Raw genomic sequence first — 20,569 nt, 5'->3', positions numbered from 1 at the left:
CGAGGAGAGACCATGACCCACCAGCCCCGCGCCCTGAGCCGGCGCACCCTCCTGGGCCTGGGCGCCGGACTCGGCGCCCTGGCCGGCACCGGGTTCCTGTCCGCGTGCGCGACGTCGTCGTCCACCCGCGACGGCTCAGCGTCCGCCAGCCCGCGCGCCACCGGCGACGCGGACAACCCGCTCGGCGTCCCGACCGACCTGCCTCTGGAGGCCGTCGTCTTCAAGGGCGGCTACGGCGACCAGTACGTCATCGACGCCGAGGCCATCTACCAGCAGCGCTTCCCGCAGGCCGAGATCCAGCACACCGGTGCCCAGGAGCTGGCCAAGCTGCTGCAGCCACGGTTCGTCTCCGGCGACGTCCCGGACATGATCTGCAATGCCGGCGCCGGCGCGCTGCCGCTCGCCCCGCTGGTCGAGAACGGCCAGCTGACCGACCTGACGCCGCTCCTCGACGCCCCCGCCGAGGGCGGCGACGGCAAGACCGTCCGCGAGACCCTGCTGCCGGGCGTCGTCGAGCAGGGCACGTTCGGCGGCGTGCCGTACGCGCTCAACTACACCTTCACGGTGCATGGCCTGTACTACAGCAGCTCGCTGTTCGAGCAGCACGGCTGGAGCTACCCGTCGACGTGGGCGGAGATGCTCGACCTGTGCCAGGAGATCAAGGACTCCACCGGCATGGCGCCCTGGACCTACCAGGGCAAGAACCCCGGTTACATCCTGACGCCACTGGTCATGATGGCGATCAAGGCCGGCGGCCGGGACCTCATCGACGCGCTGGACAATCTCGACCCGGACAGCTGGACCAGCGAGCCGATGCTCGAGTCGGCCCGGGCGATGCACCAGCTGGTGGAGCGCGACTTCATCATGCAGGGCACCTCCGGCCTCACCCACATCCAGGCGCAGACCTACTGGGCCAACGGCGAGGCGGCGTTCATCCCGTGCGGATCGTGGCTGGAGAGCGAGCTGGGCGACGTCACGCCCGAAGGCTTCGACATGGTCATCGCCTCGCCTCCGTCGCTGACCGACGACGACGCGATGCCGCAGGCAGCCATCCGCGGCATGGGCAACGAGCCGTTCATGGTCCCGGCGCAGGCGAAGAACCCCTACGGCGGCATGGAGCTGCTGCGCATCATGATCTCGCCGACGTCGTCGCAGAACTTCACCCGGCAGACCCAGACGCTGACCAGCCTCGCCGAGTACGACCCGCAGTCGGCCGGCACCGGCCTCACCTCGGTGCGAGACGCCCTGTCGGCGTCCGGCGACGACACGTTCCTGTGGCGCTACGGCACCTGGTACTCGCCGCTGCAGACCGAGGCGGCCAACGCCACCAGCGCGCTGATGACCGGCGAGATCGACCCGGACGAGTGGGCCCAACGCTGCCAGGCCGCCGCCGACGCCGTCCGGGAGGACGACTCGATCGAGAAGCACGGGGATCAGTGACGTCATGCGTGCCGGCAGTCTCAGGTTCGTCGTCACGGCCCTCGCCGTCCCGGTCCTCCTCTACTGCGTCCTCGTCATCTCGCCGTACGCCCAGTCGTTCTACATCTCGCTGACCGACTGGAACGGGTTGTCGCCGGAGCGGACGTTCGTGGGGCTGGACAACTACACCCGGCTGATCCAGGACGACGTGTTCTGGATCTCGGTGTGGCACAACGTCATCGCCGTGCTGGTGCTCCCGGTCGCGACGCTGGCGCTGGGGCTGTTCTTCGCGACGATGATCCACGTCGGCCGGTACCGGGCACGCGGCGGTGGCCGCGGCGTGCGGGGCGCCGCGGTCTACCGCATCGTCTACTTCTTCCCGCACCTGCTCTCGATCGCCGTCGTCGGCGTGCTGTTCTCGACGGTGTACGACCCCACCGACAGCGGCCTGCTCAACGGCCTGCTCGGCCTGGTCGGCATCGAGCCGGTGAACTGGCTGGGCAGCAGGGACACCGCCTACCCGGCGATGCTCGCGGTCATCGTCTGGCTGTCCGTCGGCTTCTACGTGATCCTGTTCACCAGCGCCATGAGCTCGATCCCGGACGACATCTTCGAGGCCGCCCGGCTCGACGGCGCGACCCGGTGGCAGACGTTCTGGCGCATGACGCTGCCGCTGATCTGGGACACCGTCCAGGTCGCCGGCATCTACCTCGGCATCCACGCGCTGGACATGTTCGCGATCGTCAACGTGATGTCGGCGGCCGGTGGGTCGGGCGGGCCCGACAACGCCACCCAGGTGCTCGGCAACTACCTGTACATCACCGCGTTCCAGAACAGCGAGTTCGGCTACGCCACCGCCATCGGCGTCGCCCTGCTCGTGCTGACCCTGGCCTTCGCCGCGGCGTCGCTGCGGCTGACCCGGCGCGAACGCGTCGAGTTCTAGGAGCATCCATGAGCCTCGACACCACGCAACGCGCGCCCGCCGCCCCCGCGGCCCGGCCCGCGCCGCCCGGACCCGGCGACGGCCGCTCGGCCACCGGGACCGTCCTGAACGTCTTCACCCACGGCTTCCTGCTCACCTGGGCGGCGCTGGTGATCATCCCGCTGGCGTGGTGCGTGATGTCGGCGTTCAAGACCAACGACGAGCTGTTCAGCAGCCCGTGGAGCCTGCCCGGCGCGTTGCGGTGGGAGAACTTCGCCGACGCCTGGACGAACGCCGAGATCGGCCGCTACTTCGTCAACACGGTGATCGTCGTGGCGCTGGGGACGGTGCTCACGCTGGCGATGGGCGCGACCGTGTCGTACGTCGTGGCGCGCTACGCGTTCCGCGGCAACCGGCTGGTGTACTTCCTGTTCGTCATCGGCATGACGTTCCCGACGTTCCTCGCCATCGTGCCGCTGTTCTTCATCGCGCAGAGCCTGCGGCTGGCCGACTCGCTCCCCGGCCTGGCGATCATCTACGCGGCGTACAACCTGCCGTTCGCGGTCTTCTTCCTCACCGCCTACTTCCGCACGCTGCCGACCTCGCTGTCGGAGGCCGCGTTCATCGACGGCTGCGGGCACTGGGGCACCTACGTGCGGATCATGCTGCCGCTGGCCCGTCCCGGCCTGGTGAGCGTCGGCATCTTCGTGGTGCTCGGGCAGTGGAACCAGTACCTGCTGCCACTCATCCTGCAGTCCAGCCCGGAGAACTACGTGCTCGCGCAGGGGCTGGCCAACCTCGCGGTCAGCCAGGGCTACGCCGGCAACTGGAGCGCGCTGTTCGCCGGCCTGACCATCTCGATCGTCCCCGTGCTCGTCGTCTACCTCAGCTTCCAGCGGCAGATCCAGGGCGGCATGGTCACCGGCGCCCTGAAGTAGTCCCCCCGCCCAGCCCGCAAGGAGGAATCATGGCCGACCCCCGTCGACTCCGCCGCCGCACCGTCCTCGCCGCCGGCGCCGCCTTGGCCGTCGCGACCCAGCTGCCCAAGGCCGCCGCGTCCGCCTACCCGACCTTCGACCTCAAGGCCGACTTCGGCGCCGCCGGCAACGGCAGCACCAACGACACCACCGCCTTCCAGCAGGCCGCGGCCGCGATCCAGGCGGCCGGCGGCGGCACCCTCACCATCCCGGCCGGCGTCTACGTCGTGGGCCGGCAGACGCACACCAGCGGCGTCACGCCGTACTGGGTCATGCAGCCGATCTTCGCCCTCACCGGGGTGCAGTTCCTGCACGTCAAGGGCGTCGCCGGTACCGTTCTGCGGCTGGCCGCCGGGTTGCGGTACGGCTCGTTCGACCCGGCGACCGGCGCGCCACTCGCCGGCATCACCACGGACCCCGACTACGGCGTCGAGGCCGGCCGGATGATCGAGGTGCTCGACGGCGCGAACCTCACCATCGAGGACCTCGAGCTCGACGGCAACAACGACCAGCTCGTCCTCGGCGGCGAGTTCGGTGACACCGGCCGTCAGCTCAAGGCCACCGGTATCAGGCTGCTGCGCTGCACGAACGTCCAGATCACCGACGTTCACTCCCATCACCACGGCCTCGACGGCGTCACCATCGGCCACGGGGGACTCACCGCGGCCGACCCGCCCACCCCGCACGCCATCACCCGGCTGCGCTCGGAGTACAACGGCCGCCAGGGCCTGTCGTGGACCGGCGGGCGCGGACTCACCTGCACGGACAGCCAGTTCAACCACACCGGGCGGGGTGCGGTGCGGTCCGAGCCGTCGGCCGGGGTGGACATCGAGGCCGAGGACAGCGTCACCCGCGACGGGTTCTTCAGCAACTGCGAGTTCGTGAACAACGCCGGCGAGGGCGTCAACATCACCCACGGCGACAGCGGCTACACCCGGTTCGAGGGCTGCACGTTCTGGGGCACGACGGAGCGCAGCGTCCTCGTCACGAAGCCCGGCGTGGTCTTCAAGTGGTCGAACATCCACGGCTCGTGCACCGTCGGGTACGGGTCGTCCGACGCGTCGCTGGCCACGGTGTGGGGCGACTGCCGCTTCGAGGACCGGCCATGGACGAACGGGCAGGTGTTCCGCGACGGGTATCTCGTCTCGGACGCGGAGAACGCCGGCCACAACGCGCGGTTCGCCGACTGCACGTTCGTCGCCCGCGAGGTGCGCAGCATCTGGACCTCCATCCCGTCCGACCTCCCGGCCGTGCGGAGGCACTTCGTCCGCTGTACGTTCGACCATCGCCACTCGGCCCTCGCCGACGGGAGCTACCAGACCCACCCCTGGGGGAGCCGGCTGGTGGCCTGCACGTTCACCGAGGCGATGGGCTCCACCGCGAAACGGTGGTACATCCACCTCAAGAGCATCGTGGTCGAGGACGACGCCGACGGCACGCAGACCGTGGTGACCGGGCCGGCCGTCCGGTGGGGCAACCCGGCCGGCCCGGTCGGCCCGATCGCCGAGGGCACCTATGGCTGACGCCGACGGCACGGTGCCGGGGTTCCGCGACTTCCTCGACGGGATGTACGACCCGTCGCTGCAGGTGCAGCAGAACGTCCACCGGCGGACCAGCGAGTGGCTCGCGGCCGGCCGGCGCGCCAACGACTTGCTGCGGACCCCCGACGACGTGCGCCGGCGGCAGGAGGAGCTGCGCAAGCTCGCCCTCGACGCCCTGGGCGGGGACCTGCCGGACGACCGGCCGGTCCCCGCGGCCCGGCCGGCCGGCACGCTTGCGGCGGACGGGTACTCGATCGACAAGCTGGTGCTCGACGTCGGCGGCGGCGTCCTGATCCCGGCGAACCTGTACCGGCCGGACGACGCGACACCCGCCCGCCCGGCCGGCGCGGTGCTGTTCCTCTGCGGGCACGCCGACTCCGGCAAGGCCGCCCCCCGCTACCAGGCCATGTGTGCCCGGCTGGCCCGGGCCGGCCTGGTGGTGCTGACGTTCGACTCGATCGGGCAGGGCGAGCGCAAGAGCTACCTCGACGCCGACGGGAAGGAGCTCATCGCGGCCAACGTGCCCGAGCACGTCCACGCCGGCGTGCAGTGCTGGTGGGCGGGCGACACCATCGCGCGCTACTTCGTCAGCGACGCCCGGCGCGCCCTGGACTACCTGGCCGCGCGCCCCGAGGTCGACCCGGATCGGATCGGCGTGGCCGGCAACAGCGGCGGCGGCACGCAGGCCACCTGGCTCATGCTGGTGGAGCCGCGGATCGCCGCCGCGGCGCCGAGCTGCTTCATCACCGGCCGCGAGGAGTACCAGCGCTCCGGCCAGGCACAGGACCCGGAGCAGATCATCCCGGGCGGCGCGCTGGCGGGCATCGACCACGAGGACCTCCTCATCGCCATGGCGCCCCGGCCGACGCTGGTGCTCTCGGCGAACTCCGACTTCTTCTGCGTCGAGGGCGCCATCCGCACGGTTCAACGGGCCCGGCGGGTCTTCGACCTGACCGGCGGCTCGCTGACGCACGTGCGCGCCGACGGCGAGCACGGCCTCGGCCCGGAGCTCGCGGGGGAGGCGGTCGAGTTCTTCGCCCGGCAGTTGGGCGCGACGTCGTGGGCGCCCGATGAGCGAGCGCTCCCGGAACCGGTGCTGCACACGGCCGCAGAGCTACAGTGCACCCGGACCGGTCAGATCTCCACCGACCACCCGGCCGCGCGCCAGGTCTTCGAGCTCAACCGGGAACGCCTGGCCGGGGCGCCGGCCGGCGCGGGCGAGGCCGGTGGCGTGCCCTGGCTGCACGACCAGGTGTGGTCGGGCCGCGATCCGGGGCCGGAGTTCTACCCGCGGTGGTGGACCGACCCCGAGTCCGGCGCGCGCAAGGCGTTCTGGTGGTCCGAGCGCGACGTCGTCAACGCCGCGATCGTGCTGGAGCCGACCGGCGCCGGGGCAGCGGGGACGGACCTCCTCGTGCTCGACCGCGGCACCGAGGACCTCTCCGCCCACCTCGACGCCTGCGCCCGCGCCCGGGCCGCCGGCCGGCGCGTGGTCGTGCTGGACGTCCGCGGCACCGGCGCCCTCGCGGTGCACCGGTTCAACGAGTTCGGCCTGGAACAGAACTACGGCACGATGTACAAGATCGTCGCCGACCTCGTCTGCCTGGCCGACAGCCTCGGCGCGGCCCGCGTGTACGACGTCCTGCGCGCCGTCGCGTTCGTCCGGGGCTGGCCCGGCGCGGACGGTCCCGTCCGGCTGGTCGGCGCCGGTCAGGGCGCGTTCCTCGCGGTCCTGGCCGGCGCCCTGGATCCCGGCGTCGCCGAGGTCGTCTGCCTGACCCCGCCGCTGGATCCGGTGCGCATCGTCAACACCCGCTTCTACGGGCCCGAACGCGACAACCAGTGCGTCGTCCCGGGCCTGGCCCGCCACTGCCCGCCGGAGCAGCTCGCGGCGGCACTGCGCGGCCGGTACACGAACCAATGGGAGATGGAGCAGCAGTGAACCTGACAGTCGGCCGCAGGCGGTACGCCGTCGTCGGCACCGGGAACCGGGCGCAGCTGTACGTGGACGCGCTGCTGACCACCCACGCCGACGTGGGCACCCCCGTGGCCTGGTGCGACGTCAACGCGGTCCGGATGTCGTACTACGACGACCGCTACCGCTCCGTGCACGGCGACGCCCCGGCCCCGCGCCGGTACGGTCCCGACGACTTCGCCGCCCTGCTGGCGGAGGTCCGCCCCGACGGGGTCATCGTCACCTCGCCGGACTGGACGCACCACCGCTACGTCGTCGCGGCGCTGGAGCACGGCTGCGACGTCATCGTCGAGAAACCGCTCACGACCAGCGCCGGCCACGCCCTCGCCATCGCGCGCGCGGCGGAGGAGAGCGCGGCCCGTGCGGTGCTGACCTTCAACTACCGCTACTCGCCGCGCAACACCGAGGTGCGGCGGCTGATCGCGTCCGGCGCCGTTGGTGACGTCACGTCGGTGCACTTCGAGTGGCTGCTCGACACCGCGCACGGTGCGGACTACTTCAGGCGGTGGCATCGGGAGAAGGACAAGTCCGGCGGGCTGCTGGTGCACAAGGCGACCCACCACTTCGACCTCGCCAACTGGTGGCTCGAGGACGTGCCGGCGACGGTGTTCGCGCTCGGCGGGCTGCGGTTCTACGGCGCCCGGCGGGCCGCGGAGCGCGGACTCGGCCCGCGACCGGCGCGCAGCCGCGACGACCCCGCCCGCGCGGACGACCCGTTCGCGCTCGACCTGGCCGCCGACGACACGCTGCGGCGGCTGTACCTGGAGGCCGAGGGCGACGACGGCTACCTCCGCGACCAGGACGTGTTCGGCGAGGGCATCAGCATCGAGGACAACCTCAGCGTGCTGGTGGGCTACGAGCGCGGCGCCGCCATGACGTACTCCCTGAACGCGCACGCCCCGTGGGAGGGCTACCGGGTCGCCGTCAACGGCACGGCCGGCCGGCTCGAGCTCGAGGTCGTCGAGACGGCGCACCAGGCCGCGGAGCCGGGCGCCGACGCCGTCCGGGCCGAGGGCGACCGCATCGTGCTGCAGCGGCACTGGGAACGGGCGGTCGAGGTGCCGGTGCCGCAGGGTGCGCATGGGCCGCACGGGCACGGCGGCGGCGACGCGCTGCTCCTCGACGACCTGTTCCGCGGGCCGGGCGACGACCCGCTGCGCCGGCCCGCTGGTCTCGCCGACGGGTTCCGCAGCATCGCCGTCGGGCTGGCCGCCAACGAGTCCCTGGCGACCGGGCGTCCGGTCCGGGTCGCGGACCTCGGCCTCCCGCTGGGCCCGCGATGAAGGTGCTGGTGACGGGTGGGTCGGGTCGGTTGGGTGTGGCGGTGGTGGAGGGGTTGTTGGGGTTGGGGCATGAGGTGGTGAGTGTGGACCGGTGTGCGCCGGGCCGGCGTCATGGTGGGGGGTGGTTCGCGGCTGATCTGGCGGTGGTGGAGGAGGCGCGGTGGGCGGTGGGGCGGGTGGGTCCGGACGCGGTGGTGCATTTGGCGGCGGTGGCGGTGCCGTTCAGCCGGCCGGAGGGGGAGATCTTGCGGGTGAACACGGCGTTGGCTCACAACGTGTGTGCGGCCGCGTTGGACGCCGGGGTGGGGTCGGTGGTGGTGGCGAGTAGTCCGACGGTGGTGGGGTATGGCGCGCCGGGCGGGTGGGTGCCGTCGTATCTGCCGGTTGATGAGGCGCATCCGGTGGCGCCGTGGCATGCGTATGGGTTGTCGAAGCTGGTGGCGGAGCAGGTGGTGCGGATGTTCGCCGCCCGGGTGGGTGAGCGGATGCGGGTCAGCGTCGTCCGGCCGTGTTACGTGATCGGCGAGGAGGAGTGGGCCGGTGGGCCGACGCAGTTGGGGCACACGGTGCGGGAGCGGCTGGACGATCCGTCGCTGGCGGCGGGGTCGTTGTTCAACTATGTCGATGCCCGTGACGCCGCGGACCTCATCGGCCTGATCCTGTCGAGGGGGGATGAGGTGCCGAATGGGGAGACGTTCTTCGCCGGCGCGGCGGATGCGTTGGCGCGGGCGCCGTTGGCGGAGTTGTTGCCGCGGTTCCACCCGGGCACCGCAGGACTGGCCGGCCGGCTGACCGGGTCCAAGTCGGCATTCGAGAACGCGAACGCGGAACGGTTGCTGGGCTGGAAACCGGCACGATCTTGGCGGACGGAGCTGCGATGAAACTCGATGGTGTGTTGTTCTTCCCGGTGACCCCGTTCGACGGGTCCGGGGCGGTCGACGCGGGCGTGCTGGCCCTCCACGTGAAGGGCGGGTTGGAGCATGGGCCGGGGGCGGTGTTCGCGGCGTGTGGGACCGGCGAGTTCCACGCTCTGGACGCCGACGAGCACGAGCTGGTGGTGTCGACCGCGGTCGAGGCCGTCAACGCAGCGGTGCCGGTGTTCGCCGGCACCGGCGGTCCGCTCCCGCACGCGATCGCCTGCGCCCGCCGCGCGGAGGGGGCCGGCGCGGATGGGTTGCTGGTGCTGCCGCCGTATCTGGTGGCCGGGCCGGGCGACGGGCTGGTGGCCTACGTCGAGGCGGTCGCCGCGGCGACCGGTCTGCCGCTGGTGCTGTATCAGCGCGGCGGGGTCCGGTTCACCCCGGAGTCGGTGGCCCGGTTGGCGCGGCACCCGAGGGTGGTGGGGTTCAAGGACGGGCTGGGCGATCTGGACCTGATGCAGCGCATCGTGCTCGCGGTCCGCGCCGAGGCCGGTGAGGGGTTCTTGTTCTTCAACGGCATGCCCACCGCGGAGCAGACCCAGGCCGCCTACCGGGCGATCGGGGTGCCGTTGTATTCGTCGGCGGTGTTCTGCTTCGCCCCCCACGTGTCCCTGGCGTTCCACCACGCCCTGGCCACCGGCGACGACGCCCAGCGTGAGCGGCTGCTGGTGGAGTTCTTCACCCCGCTGGTGCGGCTGCGCGATCAGGTCCCCGGCTACGCCGTGTCGCTGGTCAAGGCCGCCGTCCGGCTGCGCGGCCTCGACGCCGGCGCCGTGCGCCCACCACTGACCGATCCGTCCCCGGCCCACCTCGACCAGTTGCGCCAGTTGCTCGCGGTGGCCGATGGGCTCGCCTGACCTCATCGCCTCGGTGGCGACGCGGCTGCTGCGCATCCCGCTGCCCCGGCCGTGGGGGCCGGACGTGCCGCGGGTGCACGTCATCGTCGTCGACGTCACCACCGCGGACGGCGCCACCGGGACCGGGTTCTCCTGGACCCCCACCATCGGCGCCACCGCCATCCGGGCCCTGATCGATGACGACTGCGCGGCGTTCGTCGTCGGAAAGCCGGCCGACCCCGAACCCGTGTGGGACGGGTTGTGGCGGCACCTGCACGAGGCCGGCAGCGGCGGCATCACCACCCTCGCCCTCGCCGGCATCGACCTGGCGCTGTGGGACCTGCGCGCCCGCCACCACAACACCGCACTCGTCGACCTGCTCGGCCGGCAACGAGACTCCGTCGAGGTCTACGGCAGCGGCGTCAACCTGCACTACCCCCTCGACCAGCTGGTCGAGCAGGCCGGGCGGTGGGTCGCGGCCGGCCACCGAGCGGTCAAGATCAAGGTCGGCCGCCCGGACCTGGGCGAGGACGTCGAACGCGTCGCGGCGGTGCGGGACGTGATCGGGCCCGGGCGCCGGCTCATGGTCGACGCGAACCAGCGCTGGGACCTGCCCGCCGCGCGCCGCGCCATCACCGCCCTCGCCCGGTTCGACCTCACCTGGGTCGAGGAACCCCTCCTCGCCGACGCCACCCGCGCCTACACCCAGCTCCGCGGCGCCGTCGAGGTGCCGATCGCGCTCGGCGAGAACGCCCACACCCTGCACCGCTTCCGCGACCTGCTCGACGCCGGCGCCTGCGACATCATCCAACCCAACATCGTCCGCGTCGGCGGCATCACCCCGTTCCTGCGCATCACCGCACTCGCCCGCGCCCACGGCGCCACCCTCGCCCCCCACCTCCTCCCGGAACTGTCCGGCCAACTCGCGCTCACCCTGCCCGAACCGACCCTCGTCGAGGACGTCGAAGACGCCTCCTTCACCGCCCTCGACTGCCTCACCACACCCAGCCCCGTCACCATCACCAGCGGCCACCTCACCGCCCACACCCGACCCGGCCTCGGCCTCACCTTCCGGGACGGTGCGTGACCGGCTGACCTACGTCCGCCCCAGGCCCGGGACGAACCGGCCGGTGCGGTCGTCGGCCGGCCGGCCGTCCTGGGCGACGAGGCGTCCGCGCAGGTACGTGCGGATCACCCGGCCGGTGACCCGGCGGCCGTCGTACGGGGTCCAGCCGGCCTTGGACAGCACGGACGCGTCGCGCAGCTCCCACTCGACGTCCGGGTCGACCAGGGCGAGGTCGGCGTCGAAGCCGGGTGCGACGGCGCCCTTGCGCGGCCAGAGACCGTAGACCCGGGCCGGCACCTCGGCGTAGAGCCGCGCGACGTCCTCGTAGGCGAGGTGCTGCCGGGCGGCGGCGTCCAGCAGCGCCGGCATGGTGGTGTCGAGACCGGGCAGGCCGAAGTGGACGTCCCACATGCTCCCGGTCTTCTGGTCCCGGGTCGCCGGCGCGTGGTCGGACGACACATGGGTCAGCACACCGTCGCGCAGCAGCCGCCACATCGCGGCCTCGTCGGCGTCGCTGCGGGCCCGCGCCGGCGGGGTGAACTTGCGGAACGTCGCGTGCTCGACGACCTCGTCCTCACGGAGCAGGAGGTACTGCGGGCAGGTCTCGGCCCAGATGCGCGCGCCGCGGCGGCGCTCGCCGGCCAGGTACTCGGCCACCTCCGGGTGGCTGACGTGCGCGATGGTGAGCCGCGCGCCGCTGCGCCGGGCCAGCAGGGCGGTCACGACGGCGGCGACCACCTCGGCGTCGCGGTCGCGCCACTCGGGCAGCAGGCCGCCGTCGTCGCGCCCGTCGGCACGCAGCAGCGCCTCCGCGTCCTCGGTGAGCGACTCGTCCTCGCAGTGGACGAGGCTCACGGCGCCGGCGTCGGCGGTCGCGCGCAGGTGCCCGCGCAGCGCCGCGGCGCCGTGGCCGGGGATGCCGTGAGTGGTGCAGGTGAACACCTTGAAGAAGGCGACACCGGCCCGCCACAGTCCGGCGACGCTGCCGGCCGCGCCCGGCCACGCGTGCGCGGCCAGCGCGTAGTCGACGTTGGACCGGCCGGTCAAGTACGAGACCTTGGTGTCCAGGTCGGCCACGGTACGCACCGGCGCGCCGTGGGAGTGCTCGACGATCGTCGTGGTGCCGGCCGCCGCGGCGGCGCGGGTGCCGGTGGGGAAGTCCTCGCGCTCGATGTCGCCGGGGTCCATGAGGTGCACGTGGCTGTCGACGCCGCCGGGCAGCACGAGCAGGCCGCCGGCGTCGACCACTCTCGCGGCGTCGGCGTCCAGCCGGCCGACGGCGACGACGCGGCCGTCGCGGACGGCGACGTCGGCGCGGCGGCGACCGGAGGAGGTGACGACGGTGCCGCCGGAGATCAGCAGGTCGAGGGTGGGCACGGACGCGTCCCCTTCAGAGCCGGTACTCGGCGACGGCGGACGCGGACAGCCGCAGGCCGAAGCCGGGCTCGTCGCCCAGCGCGATGCAGCCGTCGACCACCTGCACGGGCGTCTCCAGGATCGGCTGCCACCAGGGCTGGTACTCCTGCCACACCACGTTGGGCGCCGCGCCGGCCAGGTGCGCGGAGTGCTCCATGAACAGGTGCGGCGTGACGCGCAGCCCGAACACCTCGCACATCCGGGCCGCCTTCATCCACTCCGTCACCCCGCCCATGCGCATGAGGTCGGGCATGACGTAGTCCGCCGCTCGTCGCCGGGCGAGGAGGAGCAGCTCGTCGGCGAAGTAGTTCGACTCACCGGTGCACAGCGGCATCTCGATGGCCGGCGCCGCGGCCGCGTAGTCGTCGATGTGGCCGTGCGGCATCGGCTCCTCCAGCCAGAAGAGGTCGAACTCGGCCAGGTCGCGGGCCATGCGGAGGGTCTGCTTGAGGTCCCACGCCTGGTTGGCGTCGACCATCAGCGCGACGTCGGGCCCGATGGCCTCGCGCACCGCCCGCACGCGCGCGACGTCCTCGGCCGGGTCCGGCAGCCCGGCGCGCATCTTGACCGCCCGGAAGCCCTGACCGGCCAGAGCCTGCGCCTCGGCGGCGAGCTCGTCGCGGCCGCGGTCCAGCCACAGGCCCTGGCTCGCGTACGTCTCGACCCGGTCGCGGAACCCGCCGAGCAGCCGGTGTACGGGGAGGCCCGCGGCCTGGCCGGTGATGTCCCAGCAGGCGGTGTCGATGGTGGAGATCGCCGCCGCGGCGAGGCCACGCCGGCCGGCGAACTCCACCGCCTTCGACAGCCGCGCCCACAGGGCCTCGGTGGCCACCGCGTCGGCGCCGACGGCCAGCTCGCCGAGATCGTCGATGAGCCGGACCAGGCTGGCGACGCGCCCGCGCCCGAAGGCGAAGCTCCAGGCGACGCCCTCATGGCCGTCGGCGGTGCGCACCTGCACGAGTGCGGTGTCGATGGCCGGGATCGGGAACGCCGCCGTGACCAACGGCCGCTCCAGCGGGATGGAGAGGAAGGTGGTGGTCACGTCGGTGATCGTGGTGCCGCTCGCCACGGTGGGCTCCTTACGGGACGTCGGGTGGGGGGTCAGGAGCGCCGGAACAGCCGGCGCACGACACGGGCCAGGGCCGCGCCCATACGGCGCAGCACCGAGCGGCCGGCGATCCCGAGCACGTCGATGGCCTCGGGGACGGTGGGGTCGAGTGCCGGGGCGGGTGCCCGGGTGGCGGCGCCCGCGGGCGCCGGCTCACCCGGCGGCTGCCACCCGCCGGGGTGTTCGCCGGGCGGCTCGGACGGTGGCGGGGCCGCCGCCAGCTGCCGCGCCAGGGCCGTGGCGAACTGCCCGATGATGGCGTTCGCCACGTCGGTCATCACGCCGCGCCCGAGCTGGGCCGGCCGCCCGGTGATGTCGAGCTCGGTGAGCAGGTCGACGCGCGCCGCGCCCGCGTCGTCGGTCAGGTGCATGGTGACGGTCGCGGCGGCCGTGCCGTTGCCGTGCGCGTCCTTGCCGCGGGCGGCGATGACGGCGGTGTGCGACTCCTCGTCGGCGGACTCGATGCGGGCCCGCCCCTTGTACGACAGGCTCACCGGACCGACCTTCGCCTTGACCCGGCCGGAGAACTCGTCGCCGTCGACCGCGTCGAGCGTGGCGCCCGGCATGCACGGCGCCACCCGCTCCACGTCGAGCAGCACTCTCCAGGCCTCGTCCACCGGAACCGGGACGGTGAACGTGTTCTCGATCTCCATGACCGCTCCTTCGTTCCCGGCCGCCCGGTCAGGCGGCCCACGCGGCGGCCGACGTCAGCCACCGGTACGCCAGCAGGACGTTGAGCTCGTGGTTCGACCGGACCAGCGCGTCGAAGCGGTCCGCCTCCTCCGGGCCGGCCGACGGCACGACCTCGGACAGCTGCAGCGGGTCGTCCAGTGTGTACTCGGCCAGCATCGTGTCGACGGTCTCGCCGGCGTCGTGGCGCCGCGAGACCTCGGTGGCGAGGCGGTCCAGGTAGCTGAGGTGCCAGCTGATGCCGTCGGCGGCCTCGGTCAGCGGGCCGTGGCCGGGGACGAGCGTGTCGGCGCGCAGCGTCGCCTTCAGCGACCGGATGGACCGCCCGTAGCCGACCGGGTCGCCGGCCAGCAGCATGGGCGGGATGCCGGCGTGGCGCAGGAAGTTCCCGACCCAGGCGACATCGGCGTCGGGGACGTGGACGATGGTGTCGCCCGAGCCGTTCCCGGGCCCGAAGTGCCACAGGTGGACGACGCGCCCGCCGAGGTCGATCTCGCAGAACCGGTCGAACACGAGGTCGGGTGCGCGCCAGCTCACGACCTCGTCGAGGTGTGGGTCGCCGTAGAGGCTGCTGAGGCGCAGCTGCTTCTCCTCCTCCAGCCCCATGGTGGTCATGGCGGCCTTGTTCAGCCGCGACGACACGATCGTGACGTCGTCGCCGAAGGACGCGTTACCGAAGCTGTGGTCGCCGTGGTACGTGGTGTTGACCAGGTACCGGACCGGCTTGTCGGTGAGCTTCGCGACGACGTCCTGCAGGTAGCGGCCGACACCGGGGGTGATGCCGGCGTCGATGACCAGCGCGGCGTCGCGGCCGACGACGAGCCCGTTGTTGTCCTTGGGCACGCGGTTCGCCATGAGCGCGTACACGCCGTCGGCGAGCTCCTGGGGGATCAGTTCGAGTCCGCGCGGGCTGAGATTCGGCGGGACGAAGCCCGCCTGACGCTCGCTGGTCTCGTGGATGACGGGCAACGGCCAGCAGACCACGGTCCGGTCCCTCCTCGGGAAGTATGTATTAAGATACGTAAACGCTAACGTCAGCTGATTCCTATCGTCAAGGCGAAGTGGAGGAGGGGCGCATGACTCGGACGGTGCACGTGCTCTCGCTCGGCGGCACGATCGCGATGACGACCAGGACGGACGGGCGCGGCGTCGAGCCCGCCCTGGACGCGGCGGACCTCGTGGCGGGGGTGCCGGAACTGGCCGAGGTGGCGACCATCGGCGCCGAGGAGTTCCGGCGGCTGCCCGGCGCGCAGCTGCGGCTCACCGACCTGATCGCGCTCGCCGGCCGGGTGCGCGAGCTGGTCGCGGCCGGCGGCGACGGCGTCGTCGTGACCCAGGGCACCGACACCATCGAGGAGACGGCGTTCGCGCTCGACCTGCTCAGCGACACCGACCGGCCGGTCGTCGTCACCGGCGCCCTGCGCGGCCCCGGTCAGCCCGGCGCGGACGGTCCGGCCAACCTGCTCGCCGCCGTCCGGGTGGCGGCCGGTGACGAGGCGTGCGGGCTGGGCGTCGTCGTCGCCATGAACGACGAGATCCACGCCGCCCGGTTCGTCCGCAAGCTGCACACGTCGCGGCCGTCGGCGTTCGCGTCGCCGAGCGCCGGACCCATCGGCTGGGTCGCGGAGGACCGGGTGCGGATACCGCTGCGACCGGCCGCCCGGGTGGTGATCGGTGCGCCGCTGGGCACCCAGCCGCCGCCGGTCGCGCTCGTGACCATCGCGCTCGGCGACGACGGGCGGATCCTGCGGGAACTGCCCGACCTGGGGTTCGGCGGCGTCGTCCTGGCCGGGTTCGGCGCCGGTCACGTGCCCGGCCGGCTGGTCGAGGACGTCACCCGGCTGGCCCGGCGCATCCCGGTGGTGCTGGCCTCGCGCTGCGGCGCCGGCGAGGGGTTCCGCACGACGTACGGGTTCCCGGGGTCCGAGCGCGACCTGCTGTCCCGCGGGCTGCTCACCGCCGGCGCGCTCGACCCGTTCAAGGCACGGATCCTGCTGTCGCTCGCGCTGGGGGCCGGGTGGCGCACCGAGCGGATCGCCGCGGCCTTCGACCAGGTCGCGTGAGCGGACGTTGACGGCTGGTTATGACGATACGTATTATGATACATAATCGAGAGGAGCGGCGATGACCTGGATCGGGGAGGACGACACCGCTGCCGTCGACGTCGTCGTCAACGGCCGGCCGGCGACCATGCGGGTGCCGGCCAGGCGCACGCTCGCCGACGCGCTGCGCGACGACGGCCTCACCGGCACGCACCTGGGCTGCGAGCACGGTGTCTGCGGCGCCTGCACGGTGCTGCTGGACGGCCGGCCGGTCCGGTCCTGCCTGACGCTGGCCGTGCAGGCCGAGGGCGCCGGCGTCGAGACCGTCGAAGGGCTGGCCGACGGTCCCGAGCTGCACGCCCTGCAGCGCGCGTTCCACCAGAACGGCGGCCTGCAGTGCGGGTTCTGCACGCCCGGCTTCCTCATGCTCGCGCTGGGCCTGTTGCGCGCGGAGCCGCAGGCGTCGCCCGAGCGGATCCGTGAGGTCCTGACGTCCAACCTGTGCCGCTGCACCGGCGGCGGGCCGATCGTGCGGGCGGTCCTCGCCGCGCAGCGCGAGCTGGCCGGGGACGTGGCGTGAAGCCGCCGCCGTTCGCCTACGCCCGCGCCGAGTCGCTCGAGCACGCGCTGACGCTGCTGGACGACGCCGGCGAGGACGCCAAGGTGCTCGCCGGCGGGCAGAGCCTGCTCCCGCTGCTCGCCTACCGCCTCGCCCGGCCGACTCACCTGGTCGACATCGGCCGCGTGCCCGGTCTGGACACCATGCGCGCCGACGGCGCCGGGCTCGTCATCGGCGCGCTGGTCCGCCACCACGAGCTGGAGCGCTCGGCCGTCCTGACCGGTCCGTGGCAGGTCCTGCGCGAGGCCGCCGGGCTCATCGGGCACCATCCGATCCGGATCCGCGGCACGCTGGGCGGCAGCCTGGCCCACGCCGACCCCGCGGCCGAGCTGCCGGTGGCCGCCACCGCCCTGGACGCGTCGTTCACGGTGCGCTCCAGCGGCGGCGACCGCGTCATCCCGGCCGCGGAGTTCTTCGCCGGCCCGTTCATGACCGTGCTGGAGCCGGCCGAGATCGTCGTCGACGGCCGGTTCCCGGCGCCGCCGGCGGGCCTGCGCACCGCGTTCGCCGAGTTCAGCCCGCGGGCCGGCGACTTCGCGTTCGTCACCGCCGCCGTGGCGGTCGCGCTGGACGACGGCGGCCGGGTCCGGCACGCACGGGTCGTCCTGGGCTGTGTCGCAGCACGCCCGCTGCGTGCGAGCGAGGCCGAGGACGCGCTGCTGGGCTCGGCGCTGACCGAGCAGGTCATCGACGCCGCCGCCGGTGCGGCGGCCGCGGGCTGCGACCCCGCCGACGGCCCGCACGCGAGCGCGACGTTCCGGCGCGAGCTGGTCGCCGTCCTGGTCGGGCGGACCCTGCGGCGACTGAGGGAGGACCACCCATGACCCGAGTCCGCGGACTCGTCGGCGCCGACGTCGAACGGCTCGCCGACCTCCCGCTGCTCACCGGTGCGGCGCGCTACGTCGCCGACGTGCATCGTGACGGCGAGGTGCACGCCAGGATCGTGCGCAGCCAGGTGGCACACGCACGGATCGCCGGCATCGACACCGCCGACGCCGCGGCCATGCCCGGCGTGCTGGCGGTCATCACCGCCGACGACCTCCCCGACGTGCGCATCCCCATCCGGCTGCCGCTCGCCGACACGCCCCGGGCCAGACGGGTCCTCCAGCCGCCGCTGGCCCGGGGCGTCGTCCGGTACGTGGGCGAGCCGATCGCCGTCGTCGTCGCCACCGACCCCTACCTGGCCGAGGACGCCGCCGAGCTGGTCGACGTCGACCTCGACGAGCTCGACGTCGTCGCGGACCTCGCCACCGCGGCCGACCCGGGTGCGCCGGTGCTCCACCCCGAGCTCGGCGACAACGTCGTCAGCAGCTACCCGCTGCGCCACGGCGACGTCGACGCGGCGTTCGCCCGGGCCGACGTCGTCGTCCGCGAGCGGCTGCGGATGCACCGGCACACCGCCGTCCCGATGGAGACGCGCGGCGCCATCGCCGAGGCCGACCCCGCCACCGGCCGGCTCACGCTCTGGGGCGGCGCGAAGGTGAAGCACGCCGTGCGCGCGGCGCTGGCCGAGATGCTGGCGCTGGATCCGGCCGCCATCAGGATCGTGGAGGTGAACGTCGGCGGCGGCTTCGGCGTGCGCGGCGAGGCCTACCCGGAGGACTATCTCGTGGCGTTCCTGGCGCTGCGGCTGGGCCGTCCGGTCAAGTGGATCGAGGACCGCACCGAGCACTTCGTGGCCACCAACCACGCCCGCGAGCAGGAGCACGAGCTCGAGATCGCCGCGACGGCCGACGGCCGGCTGCTCGCCTTCCGCGACCGCGCCCGGTGCGACCAGGGCGCGTACGCGAGGTCGCAGGGCACGCTGCCGGAGCTGCTGCCGGCGCTGCACCTCCCGGGCCCGTACCGGTGGGAGGCGTTCGAGCTGGAGACCACGGGGGTGCTCACCAACCGCACGCCGGTCGGCACCTACCGCGGGCCGGGCATGACGGAGGCCGCGTTCGTCCGCGAGCGGCTGCTGGACGTGCTGGCCGGCCGGCTGGGACTCGACCCGGCCGAGCTGCGCCGGCGCAACCTCATCCGCGACGACGACCTGCCGTTCACCTGGTCGCTCGGCGCCGGCTCGGCGCCGGTCCCGCCGATCAGCTACCTGAGCGGCGCCTTCCGCTCGTCCTTCGAGACCCTGCTCGCGCGGGCCGGCTACGACGAGCTCCGCCGCGAGGCGGCGGCCAGGTCCGGCGACGGCGTCAGCGCCGGTGTCGGCGTCGCCGCTTACGTCGAGGTGGGCGCGATGGGCCCGTTCGAGGACGCGCGGATCGTCCCGGCCGCGGACGGGAGCTTCGTCGTCCACGTCGGGGTCGCCTCGCTGGGGCAGGGCGTCGAGACGGTGCTGGCGCAGGTCGCGGGCGACGAGCTCGGCGTGCCGATGGACCGCCTGCGGGTCGACCACCATGACACCGACGCCGTCCCCATGGGGTTCGGGGCGTTCGCCAGCCGGTCCACCCCCGTGGCCGGCAACGCGGTGCTGCTGGCCGCCCGCGACCTGCGCGCCAAGGCCGCGAAGCTGCTGGAGGCTGAGCCGGACGACGTGGAGTTCCGCGACGGGCGCGCCCACGGTCCCGGTGGCGTGTCGTGCCCGCTGCAGGACGTGGGGGAGGGCCGTGCTCGGTTCGACAAGCCGCACCCGACGTTCTCGTTCGGCGCCGCGCTCAGCGTGGTGGAGGTCGAGCGCGACACCGGGCGGGTGCGCGTCGTCCGGCACGTCGTCGCCCACGACGTCGGCCGCGCGGTGAACCCGGCGCTGGTCCGCGGCCAGCTGGCGGGCGCGGCGAGCCAGGGCATCGGCGCGGCGCTGCTGGAGGAGCTCAGCTACGACGAGCGGGCCCAGCCGATGGCCACGACGCTCGGCGACTACCGCCTCCCGTCGGCCGGTGAGCTGCCCGACATCGAGGTGATCGTCCTCGAGCACCCCGCGCCGGGCAACCCGCTGGGCGCCAAGGGCGCGGGGGAGTCCGGCATGGTCGGGACGCCGGCCGCGGTGGCGAACGCCGTCGCCGACGCGCTGGGCGTGCCCGGCGCCCGGGTGACCACGCTGCCGCTCACCGCCGACCGGGTCCGGGCGCTGTTGCGTGAGGTGACATGAGTCGTTCGGTACTGTTGCGGATATTCATCGGTTTGCTGATGTAGGGACACCCCATGTCGCTGCGCCACGCGCTGCTCGCCACCCTCACCGCCCAGCCCATGACCGGGTACGAGCTGATCAAGTACTTCGACGGCAGCATCGCCTACGTGTGGAGCGCGCCGCACAGCCAGATCTACCCCGAGCTGCGGCGCATGGAGCGCGACGGCCTCATCGACGCCGACGTCGTGCCGCGCGGCGACCGCGCCCAGAAGCGGGTCTACTCGATCAACGACGCCGGCCGGGCCGAGCTGCGGCGGTGGTCCGGCGAGCTCATCCCGTACCAGTCCGAGCGCGACCCCTACCGCCTCAAGGCCGCGCATTTCGAGCAGGCCGGCTACGACGCCGCGCGGCGCCAGCTGCACGAGCACATCGGCCACTACGCGCGGGCGCTGCAGGGCTGGCAGCACATGCTCGACGACCTCGACGCCCGCCGCGTCTCGCTGCTGCGCGAGCGGCTCAGCCGGCGGCCCGAGGCCGAGCACGAGGCGATCGTCGCGTTCCGCAAGTTCGCCTTCGAGGGCGAGGTGGCGAAGGCCCAGATGGAGATCGACTGGGCGCGCAAGGGCCTGGCCCTCCTGGACGACCTCGAACGGCGCGGCGCACCGCTGGCCGGTGAGGACGCCGACTAGACCCA

Annotated in this window: 18 protein-coding genes; 14 read left to right on the top strand and 4 right to left on the bottom strand. The window is 73.2% G+C overall.

The window, feature by feature from the left end; genetic code table 11:
* The first annotated feature begins 12 nt into the window (after positions 1 to 12).
* Genes ngcE through BLU82_RS15065 form a run of 9 tightly spaced genes read left to right on the top strand, consistent with a single transcriptional unit; the run spans position 13 to position 10,960 of the window.
* The gene (ngcE, locus tag BLU82_RS15105; RefSeq protein ID WP_092621878.1) at positions 13 to 1,440 is read left to right on the top strand and encodes an N-acetylglucosamine/diacetylchitobiose ABC transporter substrate-binding protein; all 1,428 of its coding nucleotides are present in this window, start codon (positions 13 to 15) and stop codon (positions 1,438 to 1,440) included.
* A 4-nt stretch (positions 1,441 to 1,444) separates the two neighbouring features.
* On the top strand, positions 1,445 to 2,362 hold the full coding sequence (locus BLU82_RS15100; RefSeq protein ID WP_092621875.1) for a carbohydrate ABC transporter permease: 918 nt from the start codon (positions 1,445 to 1,447) through the stop codon (positions 2,360 to 2,362).
* A gap of 8 nt (positions 2,363 to 2,370) precedes the next feature.
* Positions 2,371 to 3,279, top strand: coding sequence for a carbohydrate ABC transporter permease (locus tag BLU82_RS15095; RefSeq protein ID WP_092621872.1), 909 nt, complete (start codon positions 2,371 to 2,373; stop codon positions 3,277 to 3,279).
* 29 nt (positions 3,280 to 3,308) lie between these two features.
* Positions 3,309 to 4,841, top strand: coding sequence for a right-handed parallel beta-helix repeat-containing protein (locus BLU82_RS15090; RefSeq protein WP_092621869.1), 1,533 nt, complete (start codon positions 3,309 to 3,311; stop codon positions 4,839 to 4,841).
* Positions 4,834 to 6,801, top strand: a complete 1,968-nt coding sequence (locus BLU82_RS15085; RefSeq protein ID WP_092621866.1) for a S9 family peptidase — start codon at positions 4,834 to 4,836, stop codon at positions 6,799 to 6,801. The genes BLU82_RS15090 and BLU82_RS15085 overlap by 8 nt, the downstream gene beginning before the upstream one ends.
* Before the next feature lie 2 nt (positions 6,802 to 6,803).
* Positions 6,804 to 8,117 (top strand): Gfo/Idh/MocA family oxidoreductase, encoded by a 1,314-nt coding sequence (locus tag BLU82_RS15080; RefSeq protein ID WP_092625865.1) that lies wholly within the window; start codon positions 6,804 to 6,806, stop codon positions 8,115 to 8,117.
* Positions 8,114 to 8,998, top strand: coding sequence for an NAD(P)-dependent oxidoreductase (locus tag BLU82_RS15075; protein ID WP_092621863.1), 885 nt, complete (start codon positions 8,114 to 8,116; stop codon positions 8,996 to 8,998). Before BLU82_RS15080 ends, BLU82_RS15075 begins: the two co-directional genes overlap by 4 nt.
* On the top strand, positions 8,995 to 9,894 hold the full coding sequence (locus BLU82_RS15070; protein WP_092621860.1) for a 5-dehydro-4-deoxyglucarate dehydratase: 900 nt from the start codon (positions 8,995 to 8,997) through the stop codon (positions 9,892 to 9,894). Before BLU82_RS15075 ends, BLU82_RS15070 begins: the two co-directional genes overlap by 4 nt.
* Complete coding sequence (locus tag BLU82_RS15065) at positions 9,881 to 10,960, top strand: mandelate racemase/muconate lactonizing enzyme family protein (RefSeq protein WP_092621858.1); 1,080 nt, start codon at positions 9,881 to 9,883, stop codon at positions 10,958 to 10,960. Before BLU82_RS15070 ends, BLU82_RS15065 begins: the two co-directional genes overlap by 14 nt.
* A 9-nt stretch (positions 10,961 to 10,969) precedes the next feature.
* Here BLU82_RS15065 and BLU82_RS15060 read toward each other — a convergent pair whose 3' ends face one another.
* The 4 genes from BLU82_RS15060 to BLU82_RS15045 are packed head-to-tail and all read right to left on the bottom strand — an operon-like array spanning position 10,970 to position 15,137.
* On the bottom strand, positions 10,970 to 12,316 hold the full coding sequence (locus tag BLU82_RS15060; protein ID WP_092621855.1) for a dihydroorotase family protein: 1,347 nt from the start codon (positions 12,314 to 12,316) through the stop codon (positions 10,970 to 10,972).
* A 13-nt stretch (positions 12,317 to 12,329) separates the two neighbouring features.
* Entirely contained in the window at positions 12,330 to 13,424 is a 1,095-nt protein-coding gene (locus BLU82_RS15055) for a mandelate racemase/muconate lactonizing enzyme family protein (RefSeq protein ID WP_092621852.1), read from the bottom strand.
* Positions 13,425 to 13,456: 32 nt separating this feature from the next.
* Positions 13,457 to 14,116, bottom strand: coding sequence for an SRPBCC family protein (locus BLU82_RS15050; RefSeq protein ID WP_092621849.1), 660 nt, complete (start codon positions 14,114 to 14,116; stop codon positions 13,457 to 13,459).
* 28 nt (positions 14,117 to 14,144) lie between these two features.
* Complete coding sequence (locus BLU82_RS15045) at positions 14,145 to 15,137, bottom strand: MBL fold metallo-hydrolase (protein WP_092621846.1); 993 nt, start codon at positions 15,135 to 15,137, stop codon at positions 14,145 to 14,147.
* 92 nt (positions 15,138 to 15,229) lie between these two features.
* On the opposite strand from BLU82_RS15045, the gene BLU82_RS15040 reads away from it, so the two are divergent.
* The 5 genes from BLU82_RS15040 to BLU82_RS15020 all read left to right on the top strand — a co-directional run bounded on the left by BLU82_RS15040 (position 15,230) and on the right by BLU82_RS15020 (position 20,564).
* Entirely contained in the window at positions 15,230 to 16,216 is a 987-nt protein-coding gene (locus BLU82_RS15040) for an asparaginase (RefSeq protein ID WP_092621843.1), read from the top strand.
* A gap of 61 nt (positions 16,217 to 16,277) precedes the next feature.
* Positions 16,278 to 16,775 carry a (2Fe-2S)-binding protein gene (locus BLU82_RS15035; protein ID WP_092621840.1) on the top strand — a complete coding sequence of 166 codons (498 nt, stop codon included), beginning with the start codon at positions 16,278 to 16,280 and terminating at the stop codon, positions 16,773 to 16,775.
* Complete coding sequence (locus tag BLU82_RS15030; protein ID WP_092621837.1) at positions 16,772 to 17,638, top strand: xanthine dehydrogenase family protein subunit M; 867 nt, start codon at positions 16,772 to 16,774, stop codon at positions 17,636 to 17,638. The genes BLU82_RS15035 and BLU82_RS15030 overlap by 4 nt, the downstream gene beginning before the upstream one ends.
* The gene (locus BLU82_RS15025) at positions 17,635 to 19,896 is read left to right on the top strand and encodes a xanthine dehydrogenase family protein molybdopterin-binding subunit (protein WP_092621834.1); all 2,262 of its coding nucleotides are present in this window, start codon (positions 17,635 to 17,637) and stop codon (positions 19,894 to 19,896) included. The genes BLU82_RS15030 and BLU82_RS15025 overlap by 4 nt, the downstream gene beginning before the upstream one ends.
* Before the next feature lie 53 nt (positions 19,897 to 19,949).
* A complete protein-coding gene (locus BLU82_RS15020; RefSeq protein ID WP_092621831.1) occupies positions 19,950 to 20,564 on the top strand; it encodes a PadR family transcriptional regulator in 615 nt (204 codons plus the stop codon).
* The last annotated feature ends 5 nt before the right edge of the window (positions 20,565 to 20,569 follow it).

This window comes from Jiangella sp. DSM 45060, assembly GCF_900105175.1.
GTDB lineage: Bacteria > Actinomycetota > Actinomycetes > Jiangellales > Jiangellaceae > Jiangella.
Note: the sequence above shows the minus strand (reverse complement) of the source record. Positions and strands in the feature narration are given on the sequence as shown.